The 17,332-nt window shown below is 60.9% G+C and carries 17 protein-coding genes; 4 read left to right on the top strand and 13 right to left on the bottom strand.

The features are described from left to right. Positions 1–33 precede the first annotated feature (33 nt). From BFP95_RS01590 to BFP95_RS01540, 11 genes are all read right to left on the bottom strand, one after another. On the bottom strand, positions 34–513 hold the full coding sequence (locus BFP95_RS01590; protein ID WP_065875193.1) for a DUF2878 domain-containing protein: 480 nt from the start codon (positions 511–513) through the stop codon (positions 34–36). Beyond that, complete coding sequence (locus BFP95_RS01585) at positions 506–1,777, bottom strand: SAM-dependent methyltransferase (protein WP_065909054.1); 1,272 nt, start codon at positions 1,775–1,777, stop codon at positions 506–508. The genes BFP95_RS01590 and BFP95_RS01585 overlap by 8 nt, the downstream gene beginning before the upstream one ends. Continuing rightward, positions 1,764–2,573 carry a DUF1365 domain-containing protein gene (locus tag BFP95_RS01580; protein WP_065875191.1) on the bottom strand — a complete coding sequence of 270 codons (810 nt, stop codon included), beginning with the start codon at positions 2,571–2,573 and terminating at the stop codon, positions 1,764–1,766. The genes BFP95_RS01585 and BFP95_RS01580 overlap by 14 nt, the downstream gene beginning before the upstream one ends. Next, the gene (locus BFP95_RS01575; protein WP_065875190.1) at positions 2,570–3,817 is read right to left on the bottom strand and encodes an NAD(P)/FAD-dependent oxidoreductase; all 1,248 of its coding nucleotides are present in this window, start codon (positions 3,815–3,817) and stop codon (positions 2,570–2,572) included. The genes BFP95_RS01580 and BFP95_RS01575 overlap by 4 nt, the downstream gene beginning before the upstream one ends. Continuing rightward, on the bottom strand, positions 3,814–4,596 hold the full coding sequence (locus BFP95_RS01570; protein WP_065875189.1) for an SDR family NAD(P)-dependent oxidoreductase: 783 nt from the start codon (positions 4,594–4,596) through the stop codon (positions 3,814–3,816). Before BFP95_RS01570 ends, BFP95_RS01575 begins: the two co-directional genes overlap by 4 nt. Then, complete coding sequence (locus BFP95_RS01565) at positions 4,593–5,015, bottom strand: nuclear transport factor 2 family protein (RefSeq protein ID WP_065875188.1); 423 nt, start codon at positions 5,013–5,015, stop codon at positions 4,593–4,595. The genes BFP95_RS01570 and BFP95_RS01565 overlap by 4 nt, the downstream gene beginning before the upstream one ends. Next, the gene (phrB, locus tag BFP95_RS01560; protein WP_065875187.1) at positions 5,008–6,453 is read right to left on the bottom strand and encodes a deoxyribodipyrimidine photo-lyase; all 1,446 of its coding nucleotides are present in this window, start codon (positions 6,451–6,453) and stop codon (positions 5,008–5,010) included. The genes BFP95_RS01565 and phrB overlap by 8 nt, the downstream gene beginning before the upstream one ends. Next, positions 6,454–7,383, bottom strand: coding sequence for a MerR family transcriptional regulator (locus BFP95_RS01555; protein WP_065875186.1), 930 nt, complete (start codon positions 7,381–7,383; stop codon positions 6,454–6,456). It lies immediately after the preceding gene. Positions 7,384–7,386: 3 nt separating this feature from the next. After that, positions 7,387–8,346, bottom strand: coding sequence for a YbgA family protein (locus BFP95_RS01550; protein ID WP_065909051.1), 960 nt, complete (start codon positions 8,344–8,346; stop codon positions 7,387–7,389). Positions 8,347–8,459: 113 nt separating this feature from the next. Then, a complete protein-coding gene (locus tag BFP95_RS01545) occupies positions 8,460–8,675 on the bottom strand; it encodes a TIGR02450 family Trp-rich protein (protein ID WP_049710090.1) in 216 nt (71 codons plus the stop codon). Then, entirely contained in the window at positions 8,672–9,658 is a 987-nt protein-coding gene (locus tag BFP95_RS01540) for an NAD(P)/FAD-dependent oxidoreductase (RefSeq protein ID WP_065879649.1), read from the bottom strand. The genes BFP95_RS01545 and BFP95_RS01540 overlap by 4 nt, the downstream gene beginning before the upstream one ends. Before the next feature lie 210 nt (positions 9,659–9,868). On the opposite strand from BFP95_RS01540, the gene BFP95_RS01535 reads away from it, so the two are divergent. After that, positions 9,869–10,768: a TIGR01777 family oxidoreductase gene (locus BFP95_RS01535; RefSeq protein WP_065875183.1), complete on the top strand. Its 900-nt coding sequence runs from the start codon at positions 9,869–9,871 to the stop codon at positions 10,766–10,768. Between the two features lie 14 nt (positions 10,769–10,782). Next, entirely contained in the window at positions 10,783–11,808 is a 1,026-nt protein-coding gene (hemH, locus tag BFP95_RS01530; protein WP_065909048.1) for a ferrochelatase, read from the top strand. Positions 11,809–11,931: 123 nt separating this feature from the next. Here hemH and BFP95_RS01525 read toward each other — a convergent pair whose 3' ends face one another. Further along, on the bottom strand, positions 11,932–14,028 hold the full coding sequence (locus tag BFP95_RS01525; RefSeq protein ID WP_065909046.1) for a TonB-dependent siderophore receptor: 2,097 nt from the start codon (positions 14,026–14,028) through the stop codon (positions 11,932–11,934). Between the two features lie 112 nt (positions 14,029–14,140). After that, positions 14,141–15,295: a Do family serine endopeptidase AlgW gene (gene algW / locus BFP95_RS01520; protein ID WP_065875180.1), complete on the bottom strand. Its 1,155-nt coding sequence runs from the start codon at positions 15,293–15,295 to the stop codon at positions 14,141–14,143. A gap of 102 nt (positions 15,296–15,397) precedes the next feature. Here algW and BFP95_RS01515 point away from each other — a divergent pair, with 102 nt between their 5' ends. Together BFP95_RS01515 and cysD are read left to right on the top strand one after the other, a co-directional pair. Further along, the gene (locus BFP95_RS01515) at positions 15,398–16,156 is read left to right on the top strand and encodes a Nif3-like dinuclear metal center hexameric protein (RefSeq protein ID WP_065875179.1); all 759 of its coding nucleotides are present in this window, start codon (positions 15,398–15,400) and stop codon (positions 16,154–16,156) included. A gap of 255 nt (positions 16,157–16,411) precedes the next feature. Then, positions 16,412–17,329 (top strand): sulfate adenylyltransferase subunit CysD, encoded by a 918-nt coding sequence (gene cysD / locus BFP95_RS01510; protein WP_065875178.1) that lies wholly within the window; start codon positions 16,412–16,414, stop codon positions 17,327–17,329. The last annotated feature ends 3 nt before the right edge of the window (positions 17,330–17,332 follow it).

Below are 17,332 nucleotides of genomic sequence, written 5' to 3'. Positions count from 1 at the left end.
CGGGTCACGCAGATGTGAAACGGCTGACGGACGTCAACGCGCCAAACGGTGTAACCCCACGAAAACCAAGGCCCACAACAGCGCCAACGCAATCAGGGTGGGCGCCACACTAAAACCAAACTGCACGCCCGCCAATTGGCTGCCTGCGTAATAAGAGAGCGGCCCGCCCCCTGCACCGAGCACGGCCGCCCGCCACCAGGGGCGTGCACTCCAGGCCAGGCAGTGGCGCAATGTGGTGGCCAGCAGGGCCCATAGCATGATTAGCCAGAGGGGAATCAGCGGGCCAGGCTCAGTAAACTGAAATACCCCCAGCGCGCGCAACGCGGTATCCAGTAGTGTGCCCAGGATTGTAACGCTGAGGATCAGCTTGCCCTCACTGGCCCATGAACTTATCCACAGCAGATGAATGCCCAATACAGCCAGCCCTACCAGTAACCATAAGCTGTCACCGCCGAGCACGCAGGCGAACCAGCCGCACTGAAAAAGCACGGCATTGGCCAATGTCTTAAGCACTGAAGCGTCCGAGCAGCGGCGGGTTAATCGCTGACGGTTTGGCCAGCAGCAATTGCGCCGTGCCAATGGTGCGCTCCATAAAGCCGCCTTCGCAGTAACACAGGTAAAACTCCCACAGCCGCAGGAAGTATTCGTCGTAGCCCAATTCGGCGAGGCGGCCATGGGCGCGGCGAAAATTCTCATGCCACAGGCGCAAGGTTCGCGCGTAGTGCAGGCCGAAATCCTCCATGTGCAGCAGGTTCATATCGGTGTCTCGGCTGACGATGTGCAGCATGTTTTGCACACTGGGCAAAGCGCCGCCGGGGAAGATATAGCGCTGGATGAAATCCACGCTGCGCTTGGCCTGTTCAAAGCGTTGCTCACGAATGGTGATGGCTTGCAGCAACATCAGGCCGTCACTTTTGAGCAGGTGCGCGCACTGTTTGAAGTAGGTCGGCAGAAAACGATGGCCCACTGCTTCGATCATCTCGATGGACACCAGCTTGTCGTACTGGCCGGTCAGGTCGCGGTAGTCCTTCAGCAACAGGGTGACCTGGCTTTGCAGCCCCAGGGCCTCTATGCGTTTTTCGGTGTAGGCAAACTGTTCCTTGGACAAGGTCGTGGTGGTGACCTTGCAACCGTAATGCTGCGCCGCATACAGCGCCATGCTGCCCCAGCCGGTGCCGATTTCTAGCAGGTGGTCGCTGGGTTTGAGCGCAAGCTTCTGGCAGATGCGCTCAAGCTTGTTCAGTTGTGCTTGCTCCAGGGTGTCGTCGGGGGTCAGGAATTGCGCCGCCGAGTACATCATGGTGGGGTCGAGGAATTCTTCGAACAGGTCGTTGCCGAGGTCGTAATGGGCGGCGATGTTTTTTTGCGAACCCTTGCGTGTGTTGCGATTGAGCCAGTGCAGGCCCTGGGTGAACGGCCGGGCCAAGCGTGCCAGGCCGCCTTCCATCGCATCCAGCACATCCAGGTTGCTGACCATCACGCGCACCACGGCGGTCAGGTCCGGGCTGCTCCAGTAACCGTGAATAAATGCCTCGCCAGCGCCAATAGAACCGCTGGCCGCCACCAGGCCCCACACGGCGGGGTCGAGGATCTGGATCTCCCCCAACAAGTGCGCTTCGCGTGCGCCGAATACTTGCCGCTCGCCATCCTCGATCACCACCAATTGGCCATGGCGCAATTGGCTGAGTTGGCGCAGCACGCCTTTGCGCAACAGTGCGGTGGTCATGCCGTTGACGTTCAGGCGGTTGGCCTTGACCGATACGTTAGGGGATTTCATGGCGGCGATCCTTGGAATAACCGACTGCGGTGCGGGAGGCGCCATCGGCGGCCCGGTGGGGAAAAATCGGTGTGCGTTTGAGCAACAGGCGCATGGCTTGCCAGTAGATCGCCAAGCAAGTCTTGGCAGTCATCCAGGGGAAGCGCCATAGGTATCGATGCAAACTGGTGCGGTTCAGCGTTTCCTTGTGCAGGCTCAAGGTGGCGTCGAACACTTTCAACTCGCCCTGCCAGTCGGCCATGTGCACGCCGAGTTTGTCGGCGGGTGGGCTGAAGCTCATGCGGTATTCCAGGTCGCGCGGCAAAAACGGCGACACATGGAAGGCCTTGGCCACGGCGAAGTGCTGGTGTTCATCCGCGCCGAGGGCCTGGGCGGGCAGCACGTAGTGATAGCGCTCGCGCCATGGGGTGTTGGTCACTTCACACAGGATCGCGGCCAGACGTCCGTCGGCCTCGAAGCAGTAGAAGAAACTCACAGGGTTAAAAGCCAGGCCCCAACTGCGGGCCTGGGTCAGTAGGCAGATAACGCCCTGGGGCGTACGCCCCAGCGCCTTGCCGACTTCCTGGCGCACGGCATCGCTCAAGCTCATGCCGGTACGCGTCAATTCACGCAGGTAATCCTGTTGGCGAAAACCAAAGGGCGCCAGCCAGCTGCGCCCGGCCAAGGGCGACAGCCCTAGCACTTCGTGTTCTTCGCTCAGATCCAGGTACAACAGGCCGATGCGGTAGCGAAAGGCGTGGGCCTTGGGCGCAAATCGGCGATGGGCAATCCAGCCGCTGTACAGGGCGCTGTTCACAGGGTTTCCCCAAACGCTTGGGCCACGCGCAAGGCGCTGACCACGCCGTCTTCGTGGAAACCGTTGGCCCAGTAGGCACCGCAATAGAAGGTGTTACGCACGCCAGAAACTTCTTCCCAACGGCCTTGGGCCGCGACCGCTGCCAGGCTGTATTGCGGATGGGCGTAGGTGTAGCGGGCCAGCACCTTCAGCGGGTTGATCATCGACGTCTGGTTCAGGCTCACGCAAAAGGTCGTGGCGCTGTCGATGCCTTGCAGGATGTTCATGTCATAAGTCACCGCCGCCGGCGCCTGCCCATTGCCGGTCAGCCGATAATTCCAGCTGGCCCAGGCCAGTTTGCGGTCGGGCAGCAGGCGGGTGTCGGTGTGCAGCACCACTTCGTTATCGGCATAAGGCAGGGCGCCGAGGACCGCTTGTTCGGCTGGGCTTGGATCGGCCAGCAGCGCCAGGGCCTGGTCGCTGTGGCAGGCGAAGACCACCCGATCAAATGCCTCGCTGCCGGCCGGGCTGTGGATAACCACGCCGTCGTCGGTACGCTCAACGTTATGCACAGGGCAATTGAGGCGGATCTGTTCGCGGAAGCTGCGGGTCAGCGGTTCGATATAACGGCTGGAGCCTCCCTCGATCACGCACCATTGCGGGCGGTTACTCACCGAGAGCAAGCCGTGATTCTTGAAGAAGCGCACAAAGAACTGCAACGGGAAGCCAAGCATGTCGGCCAGGGACATCGACCAGATCGCCGCGCCCATGGGCACGATGTAGTGCCGGATAAACCGCTCGCCGTAGTGACCGGCGTTGAGATAGTCACCCAGGGTCATTTCGGCGCTGATGCGTTGGTCTTGCAGGTCCAGCGGTGCCTGGCGATTGAAGCGCAAGATGTCGCGCAACATGCCCCAGAAGCCCGGCGAAAGGATATTGCGACGCTGGGCAAACAGGCTGTTGAGGTTGTTGCCGTTGTACTCGAACCCCGTCTGCTCATCGCACACCGAAAAGCTCATCTCGGTGGGCTTGAACGTTACTCCTATCTGCCCCAGCAGGCGGATGAAGTTGGGGTAGGTCCAGTCGTTAAACACGATGAAGCCGGTGTCTACCGCGTAGCTTTTGCCCTCGACGGTCACGTTGACCGTGTGGGTATGCCCGCCAATACGGTCACTCGCTTCGAACAGCGTAATTTCATGCTGGCGGCTGAGCAGGTAAGCACTGGTCAGTCCCGCGATGCCGCTGCCGATGATGGCGATCTTCACAGGTCGTCCTTTTTCGGCGGCGGGCTGCGCAACATGCGTTTACCGATGATCAGCTGCGCGCGGTTTGGCAGTTTCGACAGCGGCCAGAGGGTGGCGATAAACAGTGCAGGAAAGGCGATTTCCAGCGGGCGTTTTTCCAGCTTGGCGAAGATGTGCCGCGCGGCTTTGTCCGCCGACCAACTGAGGGGCATGGGGAAGTCGTTGCGTTCGGTCAGCGGCGTGTCGACAAAGCCTGGGCTGATCACGGTAACGTCGATGTTTTCCGGCGAAAGGCTGATGCGCAGGGCCTCGAACAGGTAGCGCAAGCCGGCCTTGGACGCGCCATAGGCTTCGGCGCGAGGCATCGGCAGATAAGTCACGGCGCTGGCGACACCCACCAAGTGGGGGGTGCGCCCGGCCCGCAAAAGCGGCAGGGCTGCTTCGATGCAATAGCTGCTCGCCAGCAGGTTGGTGCGCACCACGTGCTCGATGATCGATGAATCAAACTGCTTGGCGTCCACATATTCACAGGTGCCGGCATTGAGGATCACCGTGTCCAGGGAACCCCAGACCACGCCGATGTGCTCGCCGATCTCGCGCACGGTCTGGCTGTTGGTCAGGTCGCCGGCCACCACCAGCACTTGGCCGGGGTAACGTTGCGCGAGCGCTTCCAAAGGCCCCTTGGTGCGGGAGCTGAGTGCGACGTGGGCGCCGCTGTTGAGCAACTCCACGGCCAGCGCGGCACCGATACCACTGCTGGCGCCGGTCAGCCAATAACGACGGGGCGGTACTGCGTTCATCCCACTCTCCTTTTCAGCCAACTCACGACGCTGCCCAGCACGGGCACGTGTTCGTACAGCATGGCGCCGGCATCGAAATAGTCACGGTGGCGGTACACCTTGTCACGCCACATCAAGTGCGAGCAGCCTTCCACGCGAATCACCTTGCCGTTGGCCAGGCGCGGGTGGCTGAAACTCATCTTCCAGCGCAGGTAACCTTCGCCTTCGGCCACTTGGTCGAAACCGTGGAAGTCGAAGCGTAGCTGGCTGACGTTGCTGTACAACTCGCCGAAGTAGCGGTGCAGGGCGGGCAGCCCATGCACTTCGTGGAGCGGGTCGGTAAAGGCGATGTCCTTGCTGTACAAGCTGTCGAGCAGGTGCAGGTTGTGCTTGTCCAGCGTGGCGAAGGCCTGGGCGAAGCGTCGCAGGAAGTCACTCATATTCACCCCCTGCGGCGTGTCGCGAGGGCAGGCTGCGGAAAGCGGCCAGGGCGCGTTCGCGGGATTTCTTCAGGTCGACAATCGAGCGTGGGTAGTCGGCCACGCCGAACAAACCACCGGCGGCTTCGGGGTTGTGCACATCCTTTTTATTCAGCGTGGCGAGTTCCGGCAGCCAGTGCTTGATAAAGACGCCTTCGCTGTCGAATTTTTCCGACTGGCTCAGAGGGCTGAAAATCCGGAAGTACGGCGCCGAGTCGGTGCCGGTGGATGAGCTCCACTGCCAGCCGCCGTTGTTGGCGGCCAGGTCGCCATCGATCAGGTGACGCATGAAGAAGCGCTCGCCTTCACGCCAGTCGATCAGCAGGTTCTTGGTCAGGAACATCGCCACGACCATACGCAGGCGGTTGTGCATCCAGCCGGTCTCCAGCAGTTGGCGCATGGCGGCGTCGATGATCGGCAGGCCGGTGCGCGCTTCCTGCCACGCGGCGAGATCCTTGGGCGCGTTGCGCCAGGCCACGGCTTCGGTTTCGGGGCGGAACGCACGGTGGCGCGACACCCGTGGGTAACCCACCAGGATGTGCTTGTAGAACTCGCGCCACAGCAATTCATTGATCCAGGTGATGGCGCCCATGTCGCCACTCTCGAACTCGCCACCGTTGGTTTGTAACGCGGCGTGCAGGCATTGGCGCGGCGAAATGACCCCCGCAGCGAGGTAGGCAGAGAGCTGGCTGGTGCCGGGCTTGGCCGGGAAGTCACGCTCGTCCTTGTAGTAGCTGATCTGCTGGTCGGCGAAGGCGTCGAGGCGGCGCCGGGCTTCGTCTTCACAGGCGGGCCAGAGGGCGCGCAGCGTGTCGCTGGGCGGCTCGAAACCTTCGACCGTCTTCGGGATGGGGTCGCTTTTCAGCTTGAGCGCAGCCTGGGCCTTTGGCGCTGCCACCATCTGCGGTAACGCGCTGTGCAGGCGGGTGTAGCAGACCTTGCGGAACTGGCTGTAGACCTGAAAGTAAGTGCCGGTCTTGGTGAGCACACTGCCAGGCTGGAAGAACAGTTGATCCAGATAGCTGTGGAAAGTGACGCCTGCCGCTTGCAATGCCTTGGACACTGCCGCATCGCGACGGCTTTCATGAATGCCGTATTCCTCGTTGACGTGCACCGACTCCACCGAGAGTTCGCGGCACAGCATGCTCAGCACGCTGGGCGCCTGGTCCCAGGTGGCTGCGGTGCGAATCAGCAGGGGAATGTTCAACTCGCCCAGCGTTTTACTAAGCGCCTGCAGGTTGCGCAGCCAGAAATCCACTTTGCACGGCGCATCGTCGTGGGCCAGCCACTGCTCGGGTGTAATCAGATACACGGCCGCCATCGGACCCCGCTGGCTCGCGGCGGTCAGGGCGGTGTTGTCGTGTAGGCGCAAGTCGGTGCGCAGCCAGATCAGATGCATTTAAAGAAGTCCACGCTGGATCAGTAGCTGATGGGCCGACAACGGCTCTTCGGCGACGAGCAACTCAGGGATGTCATGGGTTAATACCGCCAACTCCGCCTGGTGGATGCACACCGTTGGTCCGACGATCAACTTAGGGCAACTGATGCCGCCCAGCAGCTTCGCGAACGTCGACAACTGCAGCGCCTTGCTCGAATACAGCAACACGGCGCGCGGTCGCAGGTGTTCCACCGCCAGGGCCAGCTCGCCGACGGGCAGTGGCCAATCGAACACTTCCACCGGGCAGTCGGCACTGCTGGCCAGCCAGGCGCTGAGCCACAAATGCGGTTCCAGCGGCAGGGCGGACTGGTTGACCAGCAGCAATGGCGCACCCTGCAATTGGCGATTGTTGTGGTAGATGCGCGCACCAAACTTGCTGCGCAGCCAGGACAAGAAAAATACCCGTTCCATCTGCGCGCCGAATTGACCTTGCCAACGCTGTTCCAGCTCCTGCAACAGCGGTAACAGCAGTTGCTCGCACAAGGTGCGTGGCGGGTACAGTGCCATGGCCTGGTTGAAGGCGTCGTCGACCCGGCGCTCAGTCAATTCACTGATGGCGTGCACCAGGTTCTGGCGCAGGGTTTGCCATTCATTTTCCACGGCATCGGGACTGGCCTGGGCGGAGTCGATCAGGCCTTTGACTTGGCTGACCGGCACGCCACGATTGAGCCAGGTGAGAATGGTGTGGATGCGTTGCACATGCTCGGCGCTGAACAGCCGGTGGCCCTTGGGCGTGCGCTGAGGCACGATCAGGCCGTAGCGGCGCTCCCAGGCGCGAAGGGTCACGGCATTGACGCCGGTCTGGCGCGCCACTTCGCGGATCGGCAGCCAGCCGTCCTGGAGGGCTTGGGCGATGTCTTCGCCGGGTTCGTCTAGCAGGGCAGCTCTCATGGTCTAGATCGCATTTCGCAGGCTGAGGTTTTCCGGGTGCGGTTGCAGGTAGGCCTGCTGAGCGATGTAGCGGTCCGGGTGTTGGCGAAAGTGGTGCTTTAGCAGGGTCAACGGCACCACCAACGGTACGATGCCGTGGCGGTATTGGCCGATGACGGTTTGCATTTCCTGTTTGTCATCGGCGCTGATGGCCTGCTTGAGGTAGCCGCTGATGTGTTGCAACACATTGGTGTGGGTGCCACGGGTCGCGCATTTGCTCAGGCCGGTCATCAGGTCGCTGAAGTAACAGCTGGCCAATTCGTCGAGGTTGGCGCCCTTGGTCATGCTGCCCAGCAGGTGCCCAAGGCTTTTGTAATGCGCCGGGCTGTGGGCCATCAACAAGTATTTATAGCGCGAATGGAAGGCCAGCAAACGGTGGCGGGTCAGACCTTCGGCCAGCAGTTGTTGCCAACTGGCGTAGACGAACACACGGGCCAGGAAATTTTCCCGCAGCACGGGATCATTCAGCCGACCGTCTTCTTCCACCGGCAGGTCGGGGTGGCGTGCACAAAATGCCTGTGCGTAGATGCCACGCCCGCCGCCGTCCACCGGGGTGCCGTTGTCGCGGTACACCTTGACCCGCTCCAGGCCACAGGACGGCGACTTCTGCATAAAGATGTAGCCACACAGGTCGGTGTGTTCCGCGGCCATTTGCTGGCCGTAGTCGTCCAGCGGTCGGGTCACATTCAGTGCGCGATTAACGGTGCCGACGGCTTCCGGATGGGCCGGGTCGCCCACCAGGCGGATCGGTTCGCGGGGGATACCCAGGCCGATCGCCACTTCAGGGCACAACGGCACAAAGTCGAAATAGTCAGCGAGGGTCTGACTGCACAGCAGCGATTGTTTATGGCCGCCGTTGAAGCGCACGTTTTCGCCCAACAGGCAGGCGCTGATGGCGATCTTCGGTTTGGTGGTGCTGGACATAAACCAACCCTCTGCAAGATTCCTGTACAAGATATAAATCTTGTACAACTAAATTTCATCATAGGTTCGATGCTGTACAAGTACAAATTATTTGTACAAGTTTCGCGTGCGGTCTATTTCCAGCCGATTTTCCAGGCGTCGATATCTTGCAGGGTTTGCCAGGGCAGGCGTTCGCTGCGCCGGGTCATGACGGCTTGCAGTTCGATTTCCAGTACGGTGCCCTCATCGTCGCGAAACAACTCGGTGACCAGAAAGTGTTTTTCTTTGTTTCGGGGGCGCGCTGCTGTCCACTTCGACAGCAGCAATTTGGCGGGATTGATACGGTTCATTGCAGGTGTTCGATCAAGCGTCGCGCGGCTTCCTGGCCGCTGAGCCATGCGCCCTCGACGCGGCCCGACAGGCACCAGTCGCCACACACATACAGGCCCAGGTCTGCATCCGCCAGCACGCCGAATTCGTGGCTGCTGGACGGTCGTGCGTAGAGCCAGCGGTGCGCCAGGCTGAACGACGGCGCGGGCATGGCACTGTGCAACAGTTCGGCGAAAGCACCGTGCAGGTGCTCGATCACGTCCTCTTTGGACAGGTCCAGGTGGGCCTTGCTCCAGGCACTGGTGGCGTGCAGTACCCAGGTGTCGAGTGTGGCGTCGCGCCCTGGTTTGCTGCGGTTGCGCGCCAGCCAATCGAGGGGGCTGTCTTGTACAAAGCAGCCTTCCATGGGCGTATCCAGGGGTTTGTCGAACGCCAGGGCGATGGCCCAGGTCGGGTCCATTTTCACCCCGGCGGCGGCGCTCGCCAGCTTGGGAGCGGCGGCCAGCAGCGCGGTGGCTTGCGGAGCCGGGGTGGCGATGATCACGTGGCTGAACGGGCCGTGGTTCTCGCCGTCGGCGTCCAACAGGTTCCAGTGTTGTTTGCCCTGGAACACTTCGGTGATGCGGCAACCAAACTCCACCGGCAGGTCGTCGAGCAGCGCGCGGGTGATCGCGCTCATGCGGGGTGTGCCGACCCAGCGGATCTGTTCATCGGGGGAGGGTGTGAGTTGGCCGGACTTGAAGTTGTACAGCTGGGGCTTCCATTGCTCGGCCCAACCGTTACTTTGCCAGCGCTGGACTTCGTTGACGAAGCGCCGGTCGCGGGCGGTGAAGTACTGCGCACCCATGTCCAGGGCACCGGCATCGCTGCGCTTGCTGGACATGCGGCCACCGCTGCCGCGGCTTTTATCGAAGAGTTGCACAACGTGCCCCGCGTCTTGTAACGCTCGGGCGGCGGAGAGACCGGCGATGCCGGTGCCGATGATCGCGATGGGAACAGTCATGGGAGGCCTCGTTTTACCGTTGGGTACAGACTACGCCGACACTAATAGCTGTACAATATTGTTTTTTGGTATAAGTTTTGGCTTACCTGTTCTTACGGCGTGACCTATGGTTAAACCAGAGGCTTAATCCAACGTTACGCCCGTTCAAATTGATCCCTGCTTATAAAATAGACCAGTGATCGGCGGCGAACGTTACATGAGGAGCGTCCCATGCATATTTTGCTGACCGGCGGTACTGGCCTGATCGGCCGCCAACTCTGCCAACACTGGCTTGCACAGGGCCATCGCCTGACCGTGTGGAGTCGTCATCCGGACCAGGTCGCCAAGTTATGTGGCGACCAAGTGTCTGGGGTTGGTCGCCTGCAAGAGGTTATCGGCCCGGTGGATGCGGTCATTAATCTCGCCGGCGCCGCCATCGCCGATCGCCCCTGGACCCACAAGCGCAAGGCGTTGCTGTGGAGCAGTCGTATCAGCCTCACCGAAACCTTGCTGGCGTGGCTTGAAGGCCTGGCGCAAAAACCAGCGGTGTTGATTTCCGGTTCGGCGGTGGGCTGGTATGGCGATGGCGGTGAACGCGAATTGACCGAAGCCAGCGGCCCGGTGCAGGACGATTTCCCCAGCCAGCTGTGCATCGCCTGGGAAGAAACCGCCCAGCGCGCTGAAGCCTTGGGCATTCGCGTAGTGCTGGTGCGTACCGGGCTGGTGCTGGCGGCTGAGGGCGGCTTTTTGTCGCGGCTGTTGCTGCCGTTCAAACTGGCGCTGGGCGGGCCTATCGGTAATGGTCGGCAGTGGATGCCGTGGGTCCATATAAAGGATCAAATCGCCCTGATTGATTTTCTTCTGCACAAGCCTGACGCGAGCGGTCCTTATAATGCCTGCGCGCCACACCCGGTGCGCAATCGCGAATTTGCGAAAACCCTGGGCCAGGTGCTGCACCGCCCGGCGTTCATGCCGATGCCGGCCTTTGCGTTGAAGGTGGGCCTGGGCGAGTTGTCCGGCCTGTTGCTGGGTGGGCAGAAGGCGGTGCCCGAACGGTTACTGGCCGCTGGTTTCACTTTCCAGTTCACTGAGTTGCGCGCGGCTTTGGACGACTTGTCCAGCCGCCTCTAGAGATAGGATGTTGCATGACGGATCACGCGTTGTTACTGGTCAATCTGGGCTCGCCAAAGTCCACTTCGGTGGCCGATGTGCGCAGCTACCTCAATCAGTTCCTGATGGACCCTTATGTGATCGACCTGCCGTGGCCGGTGCGGCGCTTGCTGGTGTCGCTGATCCTGATCAAGCGCCCCGAGCAGTCGGCGCACGCCTACGCCTCCATCTGGTGGGACGAGGGCTCGCCGCTGGTGGTGCTCAGCCGCCGTCTGCAACAGCAGATGACCACGCAGTGGACCCAAGGGCCGGTGGAGTTGGCGATGCGCTACGGCGAGCCGTCCATTGAAACGGTGCTGACGCGCCTCGCCGCCCAAGGCATCCGCAAAGTGACCTTGGCGCCGTTGTATCCGCAGTTTGCCGACAGCACCGTGACCACGGTGATTGAAGAGGCCAAGCGGGTTGTGCGCGATAAAAAGTTGGACGTGCAATTCTCGATCTTGCCGCCGTTCTACGATCAGCCGGAATACCTTGATGCTCTCGCGGCGAGCGTCCGCTCCTATGTGGAGCAGGATTACGATCACCTGCTGCTGAGTTTCCACGGCCTGCCTGAGCGCCATCTGACCAAGCTCGACCCGACGGGCCAGCATTGCTTCAAGGACGCCGATTGTTGCAAGAACGCATCGGCTGAGGTGCTGAAGACGTGCTACCGCGCGCAATGCTTCAGCGTCGCCCGCGATTTCGCCGAACGGCTGGGCTTGCCGGAGGGCAAATGGTCGGTGGCCTTCCAATCGCGCCTGGGCCGGGCGAAGTGGATCGAACCCTACACCGAAGCCCGCCTGGAAGCCTTGGCCCAGCAAGGTGTGAAAAAGCTGCTGGTGATGTGCCCGGCGTTTGTCGCCGATTGCATCGAGACGCTGGAAGAGATCGGCGATCGCGGGCTGGAGCAGTTCCGCGAGGCCGGGGGCGAGGAGTTGGTGCTGGTTCCGTGCCTGAATGATGATCCGCAGTGGGCGGCGGCGCTTAATACCTTGTGCGAACGCGCGCCGGTTGCGCTGTAACTGAACCTTACACGCTCCAAATGTGGGAGCGGGCTTGCCCGCGATAACGGTGTATCTGTCAACGAATGTATTGACTGACACGCCCTCATCGCGGGCAAGCCCGCTCCCACATTTTTATCGTGTTTACAGGTTAAGGGTCAGGCTAACCGTGAGATTGCGCGGTTCACCGGGGTTGATCCAATAGCTGCTGTAGGACCGCTCGTAGTACTTTTCATCAAACAAGTTGTTGAGGTTCAAGCCCACGGTGACGTTCTTCGTAGCCTTGTAATGGGCCAGCAAATCGACGGTGTGGTAGGCGGGTAGCTCGAAACGCGTACCTGCCTCACCAGAGCGATCCCCTACATAAGTGAACGCCGCACCAAGGTCCGAACCCCGCAACGCGCCATCCTGAAACTCATACACCCCCAACAAACTGCCGCTGCGCTTGGCCACGCCGAGAATCCGGCTGCCGGCTGGAATGGCTTTGTCGCCCTTGGTGACTTCGGCGTCGATGTAGGCAAAGGCGCCGATCACGCGTACGGCATCGGTCACCTGCCCGGTCAGTTGCAGGTCAAGGCCCTGGCTGCGCGCTTTGCCCATGGCGCGATTCAGGTTGGTGGCAGGGTCCAGGGCCAGCACGTTTTCCTTTTCGATATGGAACGCGGCGAGGGTGGCGCTGAGGCGGTCGTCGAACAGCTCGCTCTTGATCCCCACTTCATAACCCACGCCTTCTTCCGGCTTGAAGGTTCTGCCGTTGGCATCCAGGCCGCTGTTGGGTTTGAACGAAGTAGAGGCGTTGGCGAACACGCCGACTTCGGGCGTTAGCTGGTAGAGCAGGCCAGCGCGTTGGGTAAATGCGTCGTGGGTTTGCCGGCTCTTGGCGTGATTGCGTGTGAAGTCGTCGGTGCTTTGTTCGAAATGCTCGAAGCGCGCGCCAACCATACCGCGCAAGCGATCGGTGAAGATGATCTGGTCTTGCAGGTTCAATGCCTGGCTTTTGGTCTGTTCGAAGAAGTCGGTGCCGGAGCGCACGCCGTTGGGTTTGGTCTTGCCGTAGACCGGGTTATAGATATCGATGGCATAGTCGCTGCCGCCGATAGCCGTCACGCGCTCCTTCTTGCGGTAGTCCTCGTATTCAGTGCCGACCAGCAGCTCATGCTGCCAGCTGCCAATGTCGAACAACCCACGCAGTTCAAGCTGGGTAATGCTGTCGTGCCAACCCATGGAGCGTTCGCGATAGCGGCGGTTGATAGTGTGGCCGTCGGGATTCAGTGTGCGGTTTTCCGAAGCGTCGCCCCACAGGCTGCCTTGTTTGTAGTGGCTGGCCAGGCGCAGTTTCCAGGCATCGCTGAGGTGATGTTCCAGCGTGGCCTGGATGCGGTTGTTGTGGTTGTCGATGTCGCCATCGTTGGGCTCGCCGAGGAAGGTGGAGCGCGATACGCCACTGGCGTCGACGATGCCGCGGTCGAAGGTAGAGCTGTGGCGGACGAATTCGCTTTCCACCAGCAAGCTCGTGTCCGGGTCCAGTTGCCAACTGAACGAGGGCGCGACGAATACCCGCTTGCTGTGCACGTGATCGCGGAAGCTGTGGTTGTCTTCCACGGCCAAGTTGACCCGCGATAGCACGTTGGCTTCGCTGTCCAGCGGGGTGTTCACATCCACGGCGGTGCGGTAGCGGTCCCAACTGCCGGCGCTGGTTTGCACGGTGGTGAAGGCTTCCGGTTGGGGCTTCTTGGTGACGATATTCACTGTGCCGCCGGGGTCGCCACGCCCATACAGGCTGGCGGCGGGACCCTTGAGCACTTCAATGCGTTCGATATTGGCCGTATCCGGTGTGCTCGGGTAGCCGCGATTGGCGCTGAAGCCGTCCTGGTAGAACTCTGACGTGGTGAAGCCGCGCACGCTGTATTCGTAGAGGGTGAGGCCGCCGAAGTTGTTTTGCTTGGACACGCCGCCGGCGAATTCCAAGGCGCGCTCCACGTTGTTGCTGCCCAGGTCCTTGAGCACTGTGGCTGGAATCACGCTGATGGATTGTGGGATGTCACGAATGGCAGTGTCGGTTTTTGTCGCGCTGGCGGAGCGGGTGGCGCGGTAGCCTTTGACCGGGCCGGTGGCGGATTCATAGGCGTCGGTGGTGATACTGATGGTGTCGAGTTCCAGGGTGTTTTCTTCAGCGAAAGCGGGGTCGAGCAGCAAGCCTAAGGCCAGGCCAGCCAAGGGCACGATTTTTCGAGACGGCATGATAGAGCGTTCCAATAGCGATATTGAAACAATATAACATGACCAATGAGAATGGATTGCTTTGAAACATAAGCTTACAGGTGCCCGCGAACGGACACCCGGATGAGTCGGCTTATTCCTCTTCTTTAACCGGCGCGGGCGGTGGGCGCAGGCCTATTTCTGCCAGCAGCTTGATCTCTTTGCCGTTGCGCATCACCTGGATCGCCACCTTGTCGGTCGGCTTGATCCGCGCGACCTGGTTCATCGACTTGCGGCCATCGCCTGCCGGTTCGCCGTTGATGCTGAGAATCACATCGCCCAGCTGCAGGCCGGCTTTCTGCGCCGGGCCATCGCGGAAGATCCCCGCGACCACGATGCCTGGGCGCCCGGTCAAGCCAAACGACTCGGCCAGTTCCTTGGTCAATGGCTGTACTTCAATGCCCAACCACCCGCGAATCACTTGGCCGTGTTCGATGATTGACTTCATCACTTCCATCGCCAGCTTCACCGGGATCGCAAACCCGATGCCCTGTGAACCGCCAGACTTGGAGAAAATCGCCGTGTTGATGCCGGTCAGGTTGCCATTGGCATCCACCAGTGCACCGCCGGAGTTGCCCGGGTTGATCGCGGCGTCGGTCTGGATGAAGTCTTCGTAACTGTTAAGCCCCAACTGGTTTCGCCCGGTGGCGCTGATAATGCCCATGGTCACGGTCTGGCCCACCCCGAACGGGTTGCCGATGGCCAGCGCCACGTCACCTACCCGCAAGCCGTCGGAACGGCCGAGGGTGATGGAGGGCAGGCTTTTCAAATCGATCTTCAGGACCGCGAGGTCGGTTTCCGGGTCGCTGCCCACCACGCGCGCCAGGGTTTCACGGCCGTCACGCAGGGCCACGACGATCTGGTCGGCGCCGGTGGTCACGTGGTTGTTGGTGAGGATGTAGCCTTCCGGGCTCATGATCACCCCGGAACCCAGGCTGGATTCCATGCGGCGTTGCTTGGGCCCGTTGTCACCGAAATAGCGGCGGAACTGTGGGTCTTCAAACAGTGGATGCGCCGGTTTGTTGATGACCTTGGTGGTGTACAGGTTAACCACGGCAGGGGCGGCAATAACCACCGCATCGGCATAAGTCACCGGACCTTGCACAACCGCGTTGGTTTGCGGCGCCTGTTGCAGGTTCACATCAAGGCTGGGTAGACCCACCAGCTCGGGGAAACGCTGAATAATCAGCATCGCGATCAGCACGCCAGCCAACAATGGCCATCCAAAAAAACGCAGCGCCTTGAGCATCAAGTAAGTCCTGACAGGTTGCAGGGGGCGGGAGAGCGCCCATAATGTCGCGCATTATACGAGGCTGCGAGCGCCTTCGAACGGGATATTTAGGAGTCTTTTATGGCCGTCCCCCTTACCACCCTCGTCGAGGAAGCAGACCGCTACCTCGGCAGCGCAAAAATTGCCGATTATTGCCCCAATGGCCTCCAGGTCGAGGGCCGCCCGCAGGTGATGCGCATCGTCAGCGGCGTGACCGCAAGCCAAGCCCTGCTGGACGCGGCGGTCGAAGCCCAAGCCGACCTGATCCTGGTGCATCACGGCTATTTCTGGAAAGGCGAAAACCCTTGTATCACCGGCATGAAACAGCGCCGCTTGAAGACGCTGCTCAAGCACGATATCAGCCTGTTGGCCTACCACCTGCCACTGGACCTGCACCCCGACGTCGGCAACAACGTGCAGTTGGCGCGTCAGCTCGACATCACCGTCGAAGGCCCACTGGACCCGAACAACCCCAAAGTCGTCGGCCTGGTCGGCTCCCTTGCCGAGCCCCTGTCGGCCCGCGACTTTGCCCGCCGGGTGCAAGAAGTCATGGGGCGCGAGCCGCTGTTGATCGAAGGCAGCGAAATGATCCGCCGCGTCGGCTGGTGCACCGGTGGTGGCCAGGGCTATATCGACAACGCGATTGCTGTCGGCGTCGATCTGTTCCTGAGCGGCGAGGCCTCGGAACAAACCTTCCACAGCGCCCGCGAAAACGACATCAGCTTCATCGCCGCGGGCCACCATGCGACTGAGCGCTATGGTGTACAGGCGCTGGGCGATTACCTGGCGCGGCGCTTCGCGTTGGAACATCTCTTCATCGATTGCCCCAATCCGATCTGAAGAATGCCGCTAAACAAATGTGGGAGCTGGCGGGCCTGCGATAGCATCGCTGCGGTTTACCTGACTGACCGCGGTGCCCGCATCGCAGGCAAGCCAGCTCCCACACTTGGCCGCATTCCAAGCCAAACTATGGGGCATATTCATATACCGTTTCGATCTAGCTGGCGCCCTGAATAGAAGCAGGTGCTGTGCTAGCATGCCCCGCTCGAACACGGCCCGCTGGCCGTCCACAAGATCGTTTTTCCGTGAGTAACCATGGTCGACAAACTGACGCATCTGAAACAGCTGGAGGCGGAAAGCATCCACATCATCCGCGAGGTCGCCGCCGAGTTCGACAACCCGGTGATGCTCTACTCGATCGGTAAAGACTCCGCCGTGATGCTGCACCTGGCACGCAAGGCCTTCTTCCCGGGCAAACTGCCATTCCCAGTGATGCACGTCGACACCCGCTGGAAATTCCAGGAAATGTACACGTTCCGCGACAAAATGGTCGAAGAGCTTGGCCTGGACCTGATCACCCACATCAACCCGGATGGCGTGGCGCAGGGCATCAACCCGTTCACCCACGGCAGCGCCAAGCACACCGACATCATGAAGACCGAAGGCCTCAAGCAGGCCCTGGACAAGCATGGTTTCGACGCAGCGTTCGGCGGTGCCCGTCGCGATGAAGAGAAATCCCGTGCCAAAGAGCGCGTGTACTCGTTCCGCGACAGCAAGCACCGCTGGGACCCGAAAAACCAGCGCCCGGAGCTGTGGAACGTCTACAACGGCAACGTCAACAAGGGCGAGTCCATCCGCGTGTTCCCGCTGTCCAACTGGACCGAGCTGGACATCTGGCAGTACATCTACCTGGAAGGCATCCCGATCGTACCGCTGTACTTCGCCGCCGAGCGCGACGTGATCGAGAAGAACGGCACGTTGATCATGATCGACGACGACCGCATCCTCGAGCACCTTTCCGACGAAGACAAAGCCCGAATCGTCAAAAAGAAAGTCCGTTTCCGTACCCTTGGCTGCTACCCGTTGACGGGCGCGGTGGAGTCCGAAGCCGAGACGCTGACGGACATCATTCAGGAAATGCTCCTGACGCGAACTTCCGAGCGCCAGGGCCGTGTCATCGACCACGATGGCGCAGGCTCGATGGAAGATAAAAAACGTCAAGGCTATTTCTAAGGG

Source organism: Pseudomonas sp. 58 R 12 (assembly GCF_900005865.1).
GTDB lineage: Bacteria > Pseudomonadota > Gammaproteobacteria > Pseudomonadales > Pseudomonadaceae > Aquipseudomonas > Aquipseudomonas tritici.
The sequence above is the reverse complement of the archived record's forward strand: the minus strand, read 5'-3'. Positions and strand labels throughout refer to the sequence as shown.

What these genes read in the sequence shown, in the direction of transcription:
- BFP95_RS01585 (WP_065909054.1), bottom strand. Translation starts at nt 1,777, where the DNA reads ATGAAATCCCCTAACGTATCGGTCAAGGCCAACCGCCTGAACGTCAAC.
- BFP95_RS01570 (WP_065875189.1), bottom strand. Translation starts at nt 4,596, where the DNA reads ATGAACGCAGTACCGCCCCGTCGTTATTGGCTGACCGGCGCCAGCAGT.
- BFP95_RS01565 (WP_065875188.1), bottom strand. Translation starts at nt 5,015, where the DNA reads ATGAGTGACTTCCTGCGACGCTTCGCCCAGGCCTTCGCCACGCTGGAC.
- phrB (WP_065875187.1), bottom strand. Translation starts at nt 6,453, where the DNA reads ATGCATCTGATCTGGCTGCGCACCGACTTGCGCCTACACGACAACACC.
- BFP95_RS01555 (WP_065875186.1), bottom strand. Translation starts at nt 7,383, where the DNA reads ATGAGAGCTGCCCTGCTAGACGAACCCGGCGAAGACATCGCCCAAGCC.
- BFP95_RS01550 (WP_065909051.1), bottom strand. Translation starts at nt 8,346, where the DNA reads ATGTCCAGCACCACCAAACCGAAGATCGCCATCAGCGCCTGCCTGTTG.
- BFP95_RS01545 (WP_049710090.1), bottom strand. Translation starts at nt 8,675, where the DNA reads ATGAACCGTATCAATCCCGCCAAATTGCTGCTGTCGAAGTGGACAGCA.
- BFP95_RS01540 (WP_065879649.1), bottom strand. Translation starts at nt 9,658, where the DNA reads ATGACTGTTCCCATCGCGATCATCGGCACCGGCATCGCCGGTCTCTCC.
- BFP95_RS01535 (WP_065875183.1), top strand. Translation starts at nt 9,869, where the DNA reads ATGCATATTTTGCTGACCGGCGGTACTGGCCTGATCGGCCGCCAACTC.
- hemH (WP_065909048.1), top strand. Translation starts at nt 10,783, where the DNA reads ATGACGGATCACGCGTTGTTACTGGTCAATCTGGGCTCGCCAAAGTCC.
- BFP95_RS01525 (WP_065909046.1), bottom strand. Translation starts at nt 14,028, where the DNA reads ATGCCGTCTCGAAAAATCGTGCCCTTGGCTGGCCTGGCCTTAGGCTTG.
- algW (WP_065875180.1), bottom strand. Translation starts at nt 15,295, where the DNA reads ATGCTCAAGGCGCTGCGTTTTTTTGGATGGCCATTGTTGGCTGGCGTG.
- BFP95_RS01515 (WP_065875179.1), top strand. Translation starts at nt 15,398, where the DNA reads ATGGCCGTCCCCCTTACCACCCTCGTCGAGGAAGCAGACCGCTACCTC.
- cysD (WP_065875178.1), top strand. Translation starts at nt 16,412, where the DNA reads ATGGTCGACAAACTGACGCATCTGAAACAGCTGGAGGCGGAAAGCATC.